13 protein-coding genes are annotated in these 15995 nt (G+C 62.4%); 11 read left to right on the forward strand and 2 right to left on the reverse strand.

What is annotated here, in order from left to right:
* Positions 1-3: 3 nt before the first annotated feature.
* The 6 genes from M3I56_RS08345 (at position 4) to M3I56_RS08370 (ending at position 7789) form a co-directional block, all read left to right on the forward strand.
* Complete coding sequence (locus M3I56_RS08345) at positions 4-1128, forward strand: dihydrolipoamide acetyltransferase family protein (RefSeq protein ID WP_254343735.1); 1125 nt, start codon at positions 4-6, stop codon at positions 1126-1128.
* A gap of 40 nt (positions 1129-1168) precedes the next feature.
* Entirely contained in the window at positions 1169-1495 is a 327-nt protein-coding gene (locus M3I56_RS08350; protein ID WP_254353386.1) for a lipopolysaccharide kinase InaA family protein, read from the forward strand.
* 525 nt (positions 1496-2020) lie between these two features.
* A complete protein-coding gene (locus tag M3I56_RS08355) occupies positions 2021-3193 on the forward strand; it encodes a D-alanyl-D-alanine carboxypeptidase family protein (RefSeq protein ID WP_254353387.1) in 1173 nt (390 codons plus the stop codon).
* Positions 3194-3300: 107 nt separating this feature from the next.
* Positions 3301-3528 carry a hypothetical protein gene (locus M3I56_RS08360; RefSeq protein WP_254353388.1) on the forward strand — a complete coding sequence of 76 codons (228 nt, stop codon included), beginning with the start codon at positions 3301-3303 and terminating at the stop codon, positions 3526-3528.
* 242 nt (positions 3529-3770) lie between these two features.
* Positions 3771-6524 carry a UPF0182 family protein gene (locus M3I56_RS08365; RefSeq protein WP_254353389.1) on the forward strand — a complete coding sequence of 918 codons (2754 nt, stop codon included), beginning with the start codon at positions 3771-3773 and terminating at the stop codon, positions 6522-6524.
* 320 nt (positions 6525-6844) lie between these two features.
* Complete coding sequence (locus M3I56_RS08370; RefSeq protein WP_254353390.1) at positions 6845-7789, forward strand: hypothetical protein; 945 nt, start codon at positions 6845-6847, stop codon at positions 7787-7789.
* A 179-nt stretch (positions 7790-7968) separates the two neighbouring features.
* On the opposite strand, the gene M3I56_RS08375 is transcribed toward M3I56_RS08370, so the two are convergent.
* Positions 7969-8640 carry a TetR/AcrR family transcriptional regulator gene (locus tag M3I56_RS08375; RefSeq protein ID WP_254342811.1) on the reverse strand — a complete coding sequence of 224 codons (672 nt, stop codon included), beginning with the start codon at positions 8638-8640 and terminating at the stop codon, positions 7969-7971.
* 138 nt (positions 8641-8778) lie between these two features.
* Here M3I56_RS08375 and M3I56_RS08380 point away from each other — a divergent pair, with 138 nt between their 5' ends.
* Entirely contained in the window at positions 8779-10071 is a 1293-nt protein-coding gene (locus M3I56_RS08380) for an NAD(P)/FAD-dependent oxidoreductase (RefSeq protein ID WP_254353391.1), read from the forward strand.
* Between the two features lie 62 nt (positions 10072-10133).
* Here M3I56_RS08380 and M3I56_RS08385 read toward each other — a convergent pair whose 3' ends face one another.
* Complete coding sequence (locus tag M3I56_RS08385) at positions 10134-11132, reverse strand: isopenicillin N synthase family oxygenase (RefSeq protein WP_254353479.1); 999 nt, start codon at positions 11130-11132, stop codon at positions 10134-10136.
* Positions 11133-11773: 641 nt separating this feature from the next.
* Here M3I56_RS08385 and M3I56_RS08390 point away from each other — a divergent pair.
* The 4 genes from M3I56_RS08390 to M3I56_RS08405 all read left to right on the forward strand — a co-directional run bounded on the left by M3I56_RS08390 (position 11774) and on the right by M3I56_RS08405 (position 15991).
* Complete coding sequence (locus tag M3I56_RS08390; RefSeq protein ID WP_254353392.1) at positions 11774-12760, forward strand: ABC transporter substrate-binding protein; 987 nt, start codon at positions 11774-11776, stop codon at positions 12758-12760.
* Positions 12761-12804: 44 nt separating this feature from the next.
* Positions 12805-13680, forward strand: coding sequence for an ABC transporter ATP-binding protein (locus M3I56_RS08395; protein WP_254353393.1), 876 nt, complete (start codon positions 12805-12807; stop codon positions 13678-13680).
* A gap of 16 nt (positions 13681-13696) precedes the next feature.
* Complete coding sequence (locus M3I56_RS08400) at positions 13697-14488, forward strand: ABC transporter permease (RefSeq protein WP_254353394.1); 792 nt, start codon at positions 13697-13699, stop codon at positions 14486-14488.
* A gap of 93 nt (positions 14489-14581) precedes the next feature.
* Positions 14582-15991 (forward strand): amidohydrolase family protein, encoded by a 1410-nt coding sequence (locus M3I56_RS08405; RefSeq protein ID WP_254353395.1) that lies wholly within the window; start codon positions 14582-14584, stop codon positions 15989-15991.
* Positions 15992-15995 lie beyond the last annotated feature (4 nt).

Genomic DNA, 15995 nt, shown 5'->3' on the forward strand with positions numbered 1-15995 from the left:
ACCATGAAGATCTTCAAGCTGCCCGACCTGGGCGAAGGCCTCCAGGAAGCGGAAATCGTCGAATGGCACGTCAAGAGCGGCGAGGACATTCGCGCGGACCAGCCGCTCGTGTCGGTCGAAACGGCAAAAGCCATCGTCGAGATTCCCTCGCCGCAATCCGGCCGCATCGCGAAGCTGTTCGGCAAGCCGGGCGACATCGTGCATCTGGGGGCCCCGCTTGCCGCTTTCGAAGGGGATAGAGAGGGTGGTGAGGATGCCGATGCCGGCACCGTGGTCGGCCATATGGAAGTGGGCAGGCAACCGGTGGAGGAGGCGCCAGCCGCGCCCGGTAGCGGCACGGGTGCGGGGCCTGGCGCTATCAAGGCGATTCCCGCGGTGCGGGCGCTCGCCCGCAAGCTGGACGTCGATCTCGCAATGGTGACGCCTTCCGGGCCGGAAGGCGTCATCACGGCGACCGACGTACAACGGGCGGCAAAGTTGTTCGCTGAACTCGGTCCGCCTGAAGTGCTGCGCGGCGTGCGGCGCGCGATGGCGCAGAACATGGCGCGTGCCCAGAGCGAAGTGGCCGCCGCGACCGTTATCGACGACGCCGATATTCACGCGTGGCCACCGCATACCGATGTGACGATCCGCCTGATCCGTGCGCTGGTGGCCGGGTGCCACGCGGAGCCGGGACTGAACGCATGGTTCGACGGCAGAATGGCGCGGCGCCATGTGCTGGAGAAGATCGATCTCGGCATTGCCGTCGATCTGCCGGATGGCTTGTTCGTCCCGGTGCTGCGCGATGTCGCGCATCGTGACGCGGCCGGTCTGCGTGCCGGACTCGACCGGATGCGTGCCGATATTCGCGCACGCAAGATTCCACCGGAAGAGATGCGCGGCAACACGATCACATTGTCGAACTTCGGCATGATTGCCGGTAAATATGCGGCTCCCGTGGTTGTGCCGCCCACTGTTGCGATTCTTGGCGCGGGGCGGATGCATGACCAGGTCGTGGCGCACGAGGGTGCGCCCGCCGTGCACAGGACCTTGCCGCTGAGCCTGACATTCGACCACCGGGTTGTCACGGGAGGAGAGGCTGCGCGCTTTCTCGCCGCGGTCATCAAGGATCTCGAGATGGCGCAGTAGGCGGTTTCCGCGCCGGTGCCGCATTGCGCACCGGATCGCATTGGCGGCGCGGCATCTGCATCGGCGCGGGATCATGCATGGCGATCTCTATGCGTACAACATCCTGCATGACGGCTCAGGGCACGTAGTGCTCGGCGACTTCGGCGCGGCGTCCTTTCACGATATCGATGATCACGCGCTGGCGCAGGCGCTCGAGCGCGTCGAGGTACGCGCGATCGGCGGCCTGCGCGAAGAACTCGCGCAACGTCTGGCCGGAGAGGCCGACGATCGTGCCGCCGGGATCCATGCGTTGATCGAAGACTGTATGGGCGAGCACGTCGAGATGCGGTCTTCGTTCGATGAGATAGTCGGGCGGCTGTCTGCCTGAAGCTATGCCCTGTTGCCAACGCCGGCGCATCATAAGCGTGCGGGAACCGTTGACGACGACGGAGGCGGACGTGGCAAATTTCCTCAGGCTCGAACTGCTTTGCCGGTTGTTTCTTGGTCTCTTTGTGGGTTTTTTTTTGCGTGACGGCCGCCCTTTTTGTGCGGTACAAGTGGGCGAGTCCGCTGCCTCAAGCCACCTTCGTGCACGCGAAAGGCGCGTCGGCGCCACGCACCTTGCCGGGAAGCGCTCCGGCAGCCCCATTCTCATCCGCCTGCGCCTCCCAATCGCAACCCGCAACGCCCTCGCCAGATGCAGGGGAAAAGACGCTCCTCGCGTCGTCGGCCTCCACTGTCGTCACGTTCATTGCGGCTGCAGTGGCCAACTTCATGTGCTGGAAGACCAACGGGCGGGGGAGGCGCACAAAGAAAAGCGGAACACCTCGTTCGAGTCGCTCGAATTAGTGTGACGCGCTGGCGGAATTTTCGTAAGGAGCTGGCTAGCCGGTTGTGCCGTTGGATAGGCAGTTTGTTTGAAGAATCCGCGAGCCGTAAGCGTCGCCTGGAGGCATGCGTTCAAGAGGGCTTACCTCCGGGGACAAAATTCCGTTCTCTTTCACACACTCATTCCAGCGATGAGCAACTACAGTTTAGTTGTTGGGGATCATCCTGCACGTTGACCCCCCATCGCCTGTTGCTGTCTCAAGGTGTGAACGTCATGAAGCATTTCCTGAGCGCGCTACTGCTCGCTTCTGCGCCGTTCGTGGCGTGGGCCGAAACGCCATTGCTCCATTCACGTAGCGCAATCGTGTACGACGTCGGGCGCGGCGAAGTTCTGCTGGAAAAGAACGCCGATGACGTCCAGCCGGTCGCGTCGATCACCAAGCTGATGACAGCGATGGTCGTGCTGGACAGCGCCCAGTCGCTGGGCGCCATGGTGAGTGTCGACAATGACGACATTGATCGGCGCAAGCACTCGGGGTCCCGTATCCCGATCGGTGCGTCGCTCGAACGGGGAGAGATGCTGCGCCTTGCGCTCATGTCGTCGGAGAACCGCGCGGCGTCTGCGCTATCGCGTGCGTACCCGGGCGGCCAGCCGGCGTTCATCCGGAAGATGAACGAAAAGGCGCGCACGCTGCACATGTTCAATACGCACTTCGACGACCCGACCGGGCTCTCGCCCGACAATCTCTCTACGGCACGCGACGTCGTGAAGATGGCGGCCGCCGCGGCGCACTATCCATTGATCAGCGAATACACGACGCTTCCCCGTTACGAAGAGGAAATCGGTACGAGGACGAGGTTCTATCACAACACCGACCCGATAGTCCGCTCAGCCGATTGGGACGTTGTGGTCGCGAAGACCGGCTATATTCGCGAGGCGGGACGCTGCATCGTGGTCGATGCCAACATGCCCAATGGTCAGGTGATGATTGCGCTGCTCGGCTCGCAAACATCGTGGGGGCGCTCTGCCGATCTCGTCACGATACGTCGATGGCTGAACGGCGACGAAACGCCGGTCGTCGAGCCGCGCTATTACGCAAGTGCGCGGCTGCATCATCGCCATTCGATGCTCGCGCATTCGCACCGCGTCAAGGTGCGATTCGTCTCGTACCGCACAGGTTCGGCGTCCGGTGCGCACCGGCAGACCGCCGTGCACCATGCCGGTAAGCGGCAACACCAAGCGCCTGTTGCCGCCTGAGCCAAATGACGTCCGCGCGACCAGTCACGTAAGCCGTTAAACCGAGACTTGCGGCGACGCGCCAATGCCTGACGTCGTGTTGCAGGGCTCGAGCCCGCGATGCGAGAGTGGAGCGCGGTTGCAGCGTCGCGTTCATCGAAACCGTCGCCGCGAGCCTGTTCGTGCTATCGCCCGACATCCTCGCAAGGCTGGTGGCCGGACGAAAGCCGTTGCGTCAGACGGCCTCTGGCGGACCATTCGAAGCCTTGACGTTACGGGAGACCGAAGTGCTGGCGATGCTCGCCGGCGGACTCGGCAACAAGGAGATCCCGGCAACTCCCTTCAAGCGTGCATGAAATCAATGGCAGCCACGGTCGCTTATGCGCGGGGCCGATGTCAATGGCCACACCGAACTACAATCATTCAACGGGCCTGAACCCGCTCCACCCGAATTCGGGTCGCACAGGTCATGGGGCGGCTACGCGAGGACTGTCCGGGTGCGTTGACAGGCTGTTCAACCATGCTCCCCGGCAGTTCGGCAGTGCGTGATTGATCCGATCGCATCAGAGTATGCGCGACGGCCAGCACAGGAGGGACTATGCGGTCGGGAGTGAAGTCCGGCGTGCGCCTGAGACGTTATGCAATCACGGCGATTTCCGTCATCGCAGGCTTGATTGTCGTCGGACGCATCACCGGCATCCTGGTCGACTGGCTGTGGTTCTCCTCCATCGGCTACGGTGGCGTTTTCTGGACCATGCTTTGCGCGAGAGCGTTGCTGTTTGCCGCCGTGTTCGCGGTCTCGGCGTGCGCGATCTGGCTGTCGGGAATTTTGGCGCATCGTTACGCGAGGGAGGGCGAGAGCCTGCGAGCGGAAACAGCCGGTCCCTCGGGCGCGACGGTGGTCACCGGCGATCTGGCCGAACTGGTCGCGCCGTACGTTCCCTGGCGTTTCAGTATTGCCTGCGCAGCGGTCGTACTGGGGCTGCTTACCGCTGCCAGCGAAATCTCGAACTGGGACGTCGCGCTTCGCTTCATCAATCAGGTGCCTGTTGGCGAGCGCGATCCGATCTTCGAGAGGGACATCGGCTTTTATCTCTTCTCGCTCCCCGCGTATGTCGCGCTCAAGAACTGGTTGCTGTGGCTGGTCTTCTGCAGCGCGATCGTGGCAGGTGCCGTCTACGGGTTGAGTGGTGACATCGCGCCGGAGCGGCCACCACGGACGCTCTCGCGCGCCGCCATCACTCATGGTTCGGCACTGCTCGGTTTGTTCTTCGCGGTGAAGGCCTGGTCGTGGTGGCTCGACCGCTTTCTGCTGCTCTACGGTGACAACGGCGTCGTGGTCGGCGCCAGCTATACCGATGTCCACGTCGAGTTACCGGTCCTGTGGATGCTTGTCGGCCTTTCGGCGGCCTCATCCGTGGCTCTTTGGATCAACATGCGCCAGCGTAGCTATCTGCTGCCTGCCGTTCTCGCGCTGCTCGTATTCGGCAGTTCGTTTGTGTTCGCTGTGATCTATCCGTTGCTGTTTCAGCGCTTCTATGTCAAACCGAGCGAGCTGAGACTGGAAACACCCTATATCGAGCACACTATCGCGCTAACGCGACAGGCTTACGGTCTCGCAAAGATTGAGGTTAAGCCGTTTGAGGTCGGCCAGGGACTGACTCTCGACTCGCTGCAGGCCAATCGACCGACCATCGACAACATCCGGCTATGGGACGTGCAACCGCTGATGGATACCTACGCACAGTTGCAGGAGATCAGGACCTACTACAAATTTCTCTCGGTGGACATCGACCGCTATCAGCTTGACACCGGATACAGGCAGGTGATGCTGTCGGCGCGTGAACTGGAACCGGCGATGCTTGCGCCCAACGCCCAAACCTGGGTGAACCTGCACCTTATCTTTACTCACGGCATCGGTGTCGTGATGTCGCCAGTCACCGAGAAGTCCACCGAAGGCTTACCCCTTTTCTATCTGCGGGATATTCCACCCGTCTCCAACGGCGGCCCGGCCATTCGCGAACCACGTCTCTATTTCAGTGAAGGCCGGCAGGACTATGTCATCGTGAACGGCAATGTGGCTGAATTCGATTACCCCAAAGGGGCGGACAATGCGTACACGACGTATAGCGGGCGCGACGGCGTCCCTGTCGGCAGCGTGGCGCAACGCAGTCTCTTCGCCTGGCAGTTTGACGATCCCAACATCCTGCTGAGCGGCTATATCACGGACCAGAGCCGGATCCTGCTTCACCGCAACGTTCAGGACCGCGTGCGGACGATCGCGCCGTTCCTGAGTCTGGACCATGACCCCTATGTCGTGGCGAGCAATGGGCGCTTGTTCTGGGTACAGGACGCCTACACGGTCAGCCAGTGGTTTCCTTATTCCCGGCCGGGTTTCGACCAAGGCGCCAATTACATCCGAAACGCGGTCAAGGTCGTGGTCGACGCGTACAACGGCACGGTCGACTTCTACGTCAGCGAACCCGCCGATCCGCTGCTGCGCACATACGAGCGCACCTTCCCGGGTTTGTTCAAGCCTTTGGACATGATGTCACCGGAGCTCCGGCGTCATATCCGCTACCCCGAAGATCTGTTCCTGATCCAGGCGCTGCTTTACCGCGCCTATCACATGGATGCGCCGGAGGTCTTCTACAACCGCGAGGATCTGTGGCAGTTTCCCCGGGAGTTGTCCGGAATGGATGGCGTGAGCGCCGCCAGCACGATGCCGCCGTACTACACGATCATGCGACTTCCCGGCGAAGCACGCGCCGAGTTCATCCTCATGCTGCCGATGGTGCCGAGCCAGCGGGAGAACATGATTGCCTGGCTGGTGGCGCGTTGCGATCCGTCCGTGTATGGCAAGCTCAGCGTCTATACATTCCCCAAGGACAGGCTGGTCTTTGGGCCGTTTCAGATCGAAGCGCGTATTCAGCAGAATACGGAGATCTCGCAGCAGATCTCGCTGTGGAACCAGATGGGCTCACGCGTCATCCGCGGTCATCTTGTGGTCGTGCCGATCGAGAACTCGATCCTCTACGTTTCCCCGCTCTATTTACGCGCGGAGTCCGGTCAGTTGCCGGAGTTGAAGCGGGTGATTGCCACTTATGGTGACCGTGTGGTGATGGAGGACAGCCTGGGTGAAGCCCTGGCGGCGCTTTTCAAGGAAACCGCGCAAGCGGCGCCGGCCCCGCGAGGCACAGGGGACGCGCGTGCGCGCGAGGCACTTGCCCACTATGACCGCGCCCTCGAGCGCCTGAAGGCGGGAGACTGGAGCGGCTTCGGCGCGGAACTGGATGCCCTTCGGCCGTTGCTCGAGGCACTCGGTGCCGGCCATTCCGATGATCAGAAATGAAGAGGGGGAGATTTTAAGGGGCGTATAAACTGCTTCGTGCCGGTAGCGGGATTCGCCGCCATGCCCGGCCCGTTGTTTGCCATTCAAATGGCCGCGCAGCCTTGTCGTCCGGTACAGACGCTTCAGGCCTTTTGCAGGATGGCAATCGCCTTTTCGGCATCGTCCAACGAGTCGACCTCGAGATAAGCAATGAACTGCGTGCCCAGTACAGCGGCCGAGACGCCGCGGAGGTTGATACTCGCCGCGCCAATATCTGGGTCAATTGCGTGATGATGCCCAGTTGGTCCGGACTCGTTACACGGATGGAGTGAAGGCCCGGGGTGACGCTGAACCCCACCTGTGTGGCTGTACAAATTCCCAGGAAGCACTCTCCCGCATCTGGCGTGAATTGTCGTTATCTCGACTACCATACCTCGACCGTCTACAACATTCCGTTTCAAGCGTTATGCGTTGCACAGATAATGCCGCAAGCGCGTAGCTTGCAGGAGTTTGCTCCCCTTGCTCGCGAAGCGTTCCTCGCTTTCTTTAGCGGATATCGTGCCTCTAGCATCTCTGCGTTGATACCAGCAATCGAAGGAAGTCTGGCGCGGATCGTTTCAAGTGTTGGAACCGTCCTTCAGATACACGAGAAGGCAAGCGGGGCGGTCGACGGCGCCATTGGGTACGCGGCGCAGCTTCACTTCGATCAGATGTGGGTACCTCGGGAGTACCTGACGACAGAGTACTTATTTGGCCAGGATGAACGTGTCTTCATATTTGAGACTTTTCGGCGCTGGCTGCAGAGATCCTTTTTTTGTAACACTGGAGAGTATGACGGTGCGACCTGGTTGAACCGGCACTTGTTCGCCCATGGCAGCTCTTCCTTGTGGCAGCAGTCAGCCAATTTCAGCCGTATCGTAGTCGCGTTGACGACCGTAGGAGCAATCGAATCGTGGCACGACCAGTCTAATCGCGTCTCCTTGTTCTTCCCCGAGATGAACGACGATGGCAAGCTCTATGACAGCAGGCGTTATTTCAGGCAACGGCGCAAAGCCGCCTTAAGCTTATCGAGCAACAGACGTATCAGAAGCACGGCCGATTGGTTCCGGAGATGCCTACCGACAACGGAGCCCTGTTACGAAAGGCTAAGTTACCGGGTGATTGCATCAAAGACTTGGTTCACCCTTTGCGAAACGCGCTGCATTACCCCGAGGACGATTGATCAGCATCAGACCATTCTGAAGACGAACTGGCCGGCGCTGGCCCTATATCCGCAGTGTTGTTGAAAATGGTCGAACTAGGACGGTCACTCGTGGCTGGTCCTGGAAGTTCGAGGCTAGTCGACGATCGCGCGTCGCCGAGCCGGCCCAAATTCCGAAGTCGACCCAACTCGGTCGCTCACCGACAATATCTGAAGGACCGCTTTGCGGCAGATTTGCGAGAGGGGCGTCCCGGTCGCAGCGGTTCAGCCGAGCATGGCTAAAGCCGTCGTCAGAACGGCGCGTTTGAATGCCTTGGGACGCCGCGGTAAGGAAGAGAACGGACTCAGTACATGGCTATAGGCGACAGTTTTGCTGATGCCATTGGCGAGCATCGTGAACATGATGTCGGGATCTTGCCGCGAAATCTCACCTGCGTCGATCGCATCGATGAGCAACGGCACGAACACGTCATGAAACGGCCGCACCACCCGTTCGATCAGCAAGTTAAGGCGCTCTCCAGTTTCGGTTGCGGCAGTCGAAAAAAACATGCCAACGTCTGGCGTCAGAAACACCTGGTCGATCAGGATCGACACGGCGCCCTCGACGCGCGCTCGCGGTCCTGGACCTGAAATCTCCCGCAACGCGGCGGTCTTCGCGACCATGGGAGCCACATCGTCGGCAATCTGGTCCACCACGGCAACCCACAGCGCTTCCTTCGAGCCGTAGTGATGCGCGACCAGCGCGGGGTCGACGCCCGACGCCCTGGCGATTTCGCGCACGCTCGTCGCCTCATAGCCGCTCCTCGCGAACGCCCCTCGGGCGCTGCGAAGCAATGCGTCGGCGCCACCCGCGTCGCTGCACGCTGGACGGCCGCGCGACCGACGGGGCGTGGGTGTCGTCGTGGCGCACTGGGTTTGATCGTGAGGGTGTTTCATCGGCGACGGTAGATCGTGTTCAAGGAAAGCTCAGAATTTTAACGGGTGCCGCACCGCGAATAGCAGCGGCACCGGTTTGACATGAACCCTTCGAAACCTTAGTATCGCATTAATTCATCACTCGTAGAATATTCAACCATGCGCCAGACCACCCGGATCGTCATCGTCGGCGGCGGTATCGCTGGACTTTTGCTTGCGACCAGGCTGGGCAACACGCTTGGCCGCAGCGGCCGCGCTCAGGTCACGTTGATCGACAAAAGCGCAACCCACATCTGGAAGCCCATGCTGCACACGATCGCGGCGGGCACGCGCGATGTCCAGCAACAGCAGGTCATCTATCTCGCCCACGCTCGCGACCACGGCTTCAACTATCAGCCAGGCGAGATGGAAGGCCTGGACCGCAATGCGCGCATCGTAAAGCTGGCTGCGCTGCGTTCGAAGTCGGGTGAAGTTGTGATCGGCCCGCGCACCGTCGAATACGATGTACTGATTCTTGCGTTAGGCAGTCGCGCCAACGACTTCGGCACCCCAGGCATCCTCGATCATTGCCATTTCATTGACAGCCAGGCACAGGCTGAAGTCTTCAACGAAGCATTGCGAATCCGCATATTCCAGAGTGTTGTGACGAATAGCGCGTTGCGCGTGTCTATCGTCGGCGCCGGAGCGACTGGCGTCGAACTGGCAGCGGAATTGAGCCGCTTGCTCGAAGTGGCGTCGAGTTACGGGGACCCCGGCATCCGCTCACGTCTGAACCTCACGCTTTATGAAAGCGCACCTCGCGTACTGGCGGCGTTTCCGCCGGCGGTGTCGGAGTCCAGTGAGGCACAGTTACGGCATATTGGTTTCACGGTGCGAACGGGCACGCGAGTGACCGCCGCCGAACCCGACGGACTCCGGTTGGGCGATGGCAGCCACCAACCGGCGGATTTGATGGTGTGGGCGGCGGGCGTCAAGGCCCCTGATTTTCTAAGCAAACTGGATGGGATCGAGATCAATCGTTCCAATCAGATCGCCGTCAGGCCAACCCTGCAGGCGCAGGACGACGACACACTATTCGCGCTCGGCGATTGCTCGACGTTGACGCTCGCCGGCAATGAACGTCCTCTCGCACCCACGGCGCAAGTCGCCACGCAGCAGGCACAACATCTCGCCAAGCACTTGCCGGGCTGGCTCGGCGGCGGCTCATTGCCCGACTTTGCATTTCACGACTTCGGCGCGCTGGTATCGCTGAGCGACTACAACGCCTTTGGGACGCTCGGGCAGTTCGGGTTCTTCCGTGGCGGGTTCATCAAGGGCCGATTCGCGCAGCTCAGTCACGCCATGCTCTACCGGCAACATCAGCAGGCTTTGCACGGTTTTGGCAAGGCCATGATGCTGTGGACCGCCGAGCAGATCAACGGCCTCGTGCAGCCGAAGATACGGCTGAGCTGAACGCCACCTCACTTTCGACGGGAGTACCCATGGATCAATACGTGACGGCCGACATTGCATTCTTACTTCATCGCATGGAAATTGGCCGCAACGCGCTGACGCAGATAGTCCTCTGCACTGATCGGATCGTACTTGCGGCTGGGACCCTCGATCATCACGTTGCGGTTCGCCTGGCAAAAGAAAGCCAGACTGTAGCGCGATCCCTGATATTCATGCGGTAGTGGATTGCGCACGCGGTGGAAGTTGGACGGCAACTGGTCGTCACTCCATCGCATCAGCATGTCGCCGATGTTGCAAGTGATCACCTCGTCGGCTGGTTCGACGCTGGTCCATTCCTGCCCGTCCATTTCCTTCCCGGGGCACAGTTGCAGGCCGCCTTGCTCGGCGCGCTGGAACAGCAGCGTCAGGCAGTCGAAATCCGTATGCGCCCCTGCGCGCCACAGGCCGCTCGGCAAAGACGGATCGTTCGGATAGTAATGCAGCAGGCGCAGCGTGCTTTGGTACGTCGGCAGGGACGGATCGTGGGCGTGCTCGAAGAAGTCGCGCGCAAAACCGAGCTTGTCGGCGAAGCACGACAGCACGCGCACGCTGAGGCGCCAGCACTGCGTCTCGAACGCCAGCATCGCAGCCCGAAAGCCGGGCAGCTGCTCCTCGGTTGGCCACAGCCCACACATGTGCGGCAATGTGATCTGGTAAGACTCTTTCTGGTCCTGCGTGCCCGTAGAGGGGCGCACCTGGGCCTTGCTCTCCCAGCCGCTGTTCTGCGCCTTCTGCAACGGATACTGGGCCTTGACGCGTTCCGGAAGCGCAAAAAAGCGCTGCGCCATCTCGAAAGCGCCCCGCACCTGCTCGAGGTCGATGCCGTGGTTGGCCAGCTGGAAGAAGCCGACGTCGGTCGCGGCGGCCCACAGTTCGTCGGCAATCGGCGCACGACGTTCCTCGAAGTCGGCGAGATCGATGATGCGAACCTCGCGAGCATGCGTTTCCGAACCCAGGCCACCCATGCGGGCTTCCTTGTCGAGTTCGGTCAACGTGTAACGGCGGTCGTTCGGCGTGGTCATGCATGTGCTCCGTGCAAAAAAGGTCGATGGACGTCGGACCGGGAGCAACGCAACAACGCGGGGCGATCGAAACGGATCCAGGCATCGCGGTCTTGAAGCTCCAATGGCATCCAGGCCGCCCGTTGAGGCTTGGCCCGGTCCGACTTCAAGAGCAATTCCCAGCCAGTCGACATTCTCTGCGCGACTGGTGAACGCTTCTACTCTTGCCGGCTTGGGAGCAATATCCACGCCAACCGTGAATGTCGATGCGGCGCGGGTCTTCCGCGCGGCGATGCACCACACGCGGGCGCGACGCACCATGGGCCCACATCGCACGCACTACGGCGGCTTCCGGACGAGAGCATCGTGCTCGGAATGACCGCTCGCGCCCCGCCGGCGCGTTGCACGCCATCCCCTGGTACGGTAGTTGCATTATTGCGGGCAGAGTAGAAGCGTTCACTACTGCACGAGGTGGCATCGAGCCTTCGGCCGATTCGCGCAGCAGCCGGAAATTGCTCTTGAAAGCCGCGCCTGGGCGTCCGGTATCCGGATGCATGGCCGAGCCTTCATGACGCGTCACGTCCGGCTACATTGGTACCGCTCAGACTCTCATGATGGCGTGGTCACAGGCGTGTTGAATCACGATCAACCCGTGTCCAGCCATGAATCCTCGTACCGTTCTCCGCCGTCTCCTCGGACTGGCCGCTGTCGCCGCCGCTTGCTGGTCCGCCAGCGCCTTCGCGCTCGACAAAGTCGTCTTCCTCACTTCGTGGTATGCCCAGGCCGAACACGGCGGCTTCTATCAGGCCGTCGCCACCGGCATCTACCAGAAATACGGGCTCGACGTGCAGATCCGCATGGGCGGTCCGCAGGTCAACGGCATGCAGATCCTGACCAGCGGGCAGGCCGATTTCCTGATGGGTTACGACTTCCAGGTGCTCAAGAGCATCGAGCAGGGCGTGCCCGTCACCACCGTCGGCGCCGCGATGCAGACCGATCCCCAGGGCATGATGACGCACGACGACGTGAAGAGGCTGGCGGATCTGAAAACGCACGTCATCCTGGTCTCGACGTCCGGCCGCACCACGTGGTGGCCGTGGCTCAGGGGCAAGTACAAGCTCGACGATTCGCAATCGCGCGTGTACACGTTCAACCTGCAGCCGTTCTTTGCCGATCCCAATGCGGCGCAGCAGGCCTATGCCTCGTCCGAGCAGTTCAGCGCCGACAAGGCCGGCGTGAAGACGCGCTTCTTCCTGTTTGCCGACGACGGCTATCCGCCGTACGGCACCACCATTGTCACGATGAGCAACACCGTCAAGGACAAGCCCGACCTGGTAGCGCGTTTCGTTCGCGCGTCGATGGAAGGGTGGAAGAGCTACCTCGCCGACCCGGCGCCCGCTAACGCGCTCATCAAGCGTGACAACCCGGCGATGAAGGACGACCAGCTCGCCTACGCCGTGCAGAAACTCAAGCAGTTCCGCATGATCACCGGGGGCGACGCCGCCACGATGGGCATCGGCGTGATGACGGATACGCGCTGGAAGAAGACGCGCGACTTCATGGTCAGCGCCGGCATGCTGGGAGCCGGTGTGGACTGGAAGCGCGCATACACCACGCAGTTCACCAAGGACTTGAAGGTGATGCCGTGAGTACCGCATCCGGAACTGAATCGGCAAATTTCGGGGAAACCGCCATGTCGCTCGCCTTTGGTGGCAACGATATCGACACAGCCAGGCCGTCGGCCGGCGGCCCGCCTTCACGCGGCGGCCAGCGCCCCACCGACGCGCCCGCGCTGTTCGCGAACCAGGTCGAGAAAACCTATCCCAACGGCACCGTCGCGCTGGAACGGGTGAAGCTCGCCATCCAGCCGGGCGAATTCGTCTCGCTGCTGGGTCCGTCCGGTTGCGGCAAGAGCACGCTGCTCAAGTTGTTTGCGGGGATCGAGCTGCCGTCCGCCGGGCACCTGCGCTGGTGGGGCGAGCCCACGCTCGCTGCCGGCGTCGGCACCCCAGGCCGCACGTTGGCGATGGTGTTCCAGGAGGCGACGCTGATGCCATGGGCGAACGTGGCCGCCAACGTCCGCCTGCCGCTCGACCTCGCCCGCATGTCGCGCGCGGAAGCAGACGAGCGCGTGCATCGCGCGCTGGCACTCGTCGGGCTGGGACAGTTCGGGCAGGTGTATCCGCGCGAACTGTCCGGCGGCATGCAGATGCGCGTGTCAATCGCGCGCGCGCTCGCCACGCATCCCGACTTGCTGCTGATGGACGAGCCGTTCGGCGCGCTCGACGAGTTCACGCGCAACAAGCTCGACGCAGATCTGCGTGCGCTGTGGGCCGAACGGGGGCTGACGGTGGTGTTCGTGACGCACAGCATCTACGAGGCGGTCTACCTGTCGAGCCGCGTGATCGTGATGGCGGCCCGCCCGGGCCGCGTCATCGCCGATGTGCCGATCGAAGGTCCCGCGGTCCGCGACGAGGCGTTCCGCGTGTCGCCCGAGTTCATGCAGTACTGCGCACAACTGTCGGCCCTGCTGACGCAGGCCAATACCGGCGCTCCCGTTGTCGATTGATTGTCGGAGAATTCATATGCATCCCCCGCTATTTGCGCGGCCGGCCGTTCAGCGCGTAGCCGCGCCCATGGCCGTAGGCATCGTGCTGCTGTTCGTGTGGCAGAGCGTCTGCATGGCGCTCGCCGTGCCGCCGTACCTCGTACCCTCACCGATTGCGATCGGCAAGACGCTCGTTGAAGACTGGCCGCTGCTGTCCGGCTCGCTGTGGGTGACGCTGCGCATCACGCTGCTGGCGTTTGCACTGGCCGTGGTGTGCGGCACGGCCGCGGCTTTCCTGTTCGTCCAGAGCCGCGTGATCGAAGCCAGCCTCTTTCCCTACGCGATCCTGCTGCAGGTGACGCCTGTGGTGGCCATTGCCCCGCTGATCATCATCTGGGTCAAGGAACCGACGCTTGCGCTCGTCATCTGCGCGACGCTCGTAGCTGTGTTCCCGATCATCTCGAACACCGTGCTCGGGCTGCGCAGCGTCAACCCCGGGCTGATCAACCTGTTCCGGATCAATCGTGCAAGCCGCTGGGATACGTTGGTGCGGCTGCGCATCCCGAGCGCGCTGCCGTATTTCTTCGGTGGCCTGCGCATTTCGTGCGGCCTCGCGCTGATCGGCGCGGTGGTGGCGGAGTTCGTGGCCGGCACGGGCGGCACCGGCGCGGGCCTCGCGTACCAGATCCTGCAGGCGGGCTTCGCGCTCAACATTCCCAGGCTGTTCGCCGCGCTCGCGCTGATTACCGTAACGGGCGTGGCGCTGTTCGGCCTCACGACCTGGTTGTCGCGTTTGTGCCTCGGAAGCTGGCACGAAAGTGAACTCTGACTCCCCGTTGCCTCCTCGACCATGTCTGATACAGCACACTCGACCATGACCGATCCAGCACACTCGACCCTGATCCGCGCCGCGGTGGCTATCATGACCGGCGGCGGCAACGACGCCGGCGACCCGGCGCGCGTTGCCGGCCCGGACATTCGGATCGTCGACGACGTCATCGCGGAAGTCGGCGCGCTGAAGCCGCGCCCCGGCGAGACGATCGTCGACGCGACCGGCTGCGTCGTGTACCCCGCCTGGGTCAATACGCATCATCATCTGTTCCAGTCGATCCTGAAAGGCGATCCTCTGGGGTTGGACGCGTCGCTGACTCCGTGGCTCGCGGCGACGCCCTACCGCTTTCGCGCGCTGTTTGACGAAGCACGCTTCCGGCTCGCCGCGCGCATCGGCATGATCGAACTGATCCGCTCGGGCTGCACGACGATCGCCGACCACAATTACCTGTATTACCCGGGGATGCCGTTCGACAGTTCGGCGATCCTGTTCGAAGAGGCGGAAAAACTTGGCCTTCGCTTCGTGCTGCTGCGCGGAGGCGCAACCGGGACGCGCCAGCTCGAAGCCGAGCTGCCGACGGCGCTGCGCCCCGAAACGCTCGACGCCTATTTCGCCGACGTAGAGCGGCTCGCGTCGTCGTATCACGACGCCGGGCCGGGCGCCATGCGCCGCGTCGTCGTTGCGCCCACGACCGTGCTGTACTCGGTCGAGCCGGCGCAAATGCGCGAGATCGCCGCATTTACACGGCGACTGGGCCTGCGGATGCATTCGCATCTGTCCGAGACCGTCGCCTATCGGGATCACGCGCATCGGTGGCATCAGCGTTCGCCGGTGGCGTTTTGCGGTGAGCATGATTGGCTCGGCACCGACGTGTGGTTCGCGCATCTCGTCAAGGTCGACGCAACCGAAATCGCCCTGCTAGCCCAGACCGGCACTGGACTGGCGCATTGCCCGCAGAGCAACGGCCGCCTCGGAAGCGGGATCAGCCCTGTGCGCGAAATGGCGGATGCGGGCGTGCCGATTTCCATCGGGGTCGACGGCGCCGCATCCAACGAAGCGGCCGACATGATTTCGGAAGTCCATATGGCGTGGCTCGCGCAACGCGCGAGGCTGGGAATGGCTGCCGAACCGGAATTCCAGGGCGGCCGTTTCGAAGGCGGCGCGCATGCTGCGACGGTGACGGACGTGATTCACTGGGGCACCGCAGGAGGCGCCCGGATCCTCGGCCTGCCGAATGTTGGAAAAATTGCGCCGGGCTATTCGGCCGACATTGCGGTCTATCGCCTCGACGATCCCCGCTATTTCGGGCTGCACGACCCCGCTATCGGGCCGGTCGCATCGGGAGGACGCCCGTCGCTCGCTGCCCTCTTCTCGGCCGGACGACGAATCGTCAAGGACGACGAGATCGCCGGCGTCGACATGGCCGAACTCGGCCGTCAAGCGCAGGCGGCCGTAGCCGGATTGCTCCGTGAAATCGGCAACGGCCGCCATCGGTTATGAGTCC

The sequence above is a fragment of the Paraburkholderia sp. CNPSo 3281 genome (assembly GCF_024206515.1).
GTDB classification, from domain to species: domain Bacteria; phylum Pseudomonadota; class Gammaproteobacteria; order Burkholderiales; family Burkholderiaceae; genus Paraburkholderia; species Paraburkholderia nodosa.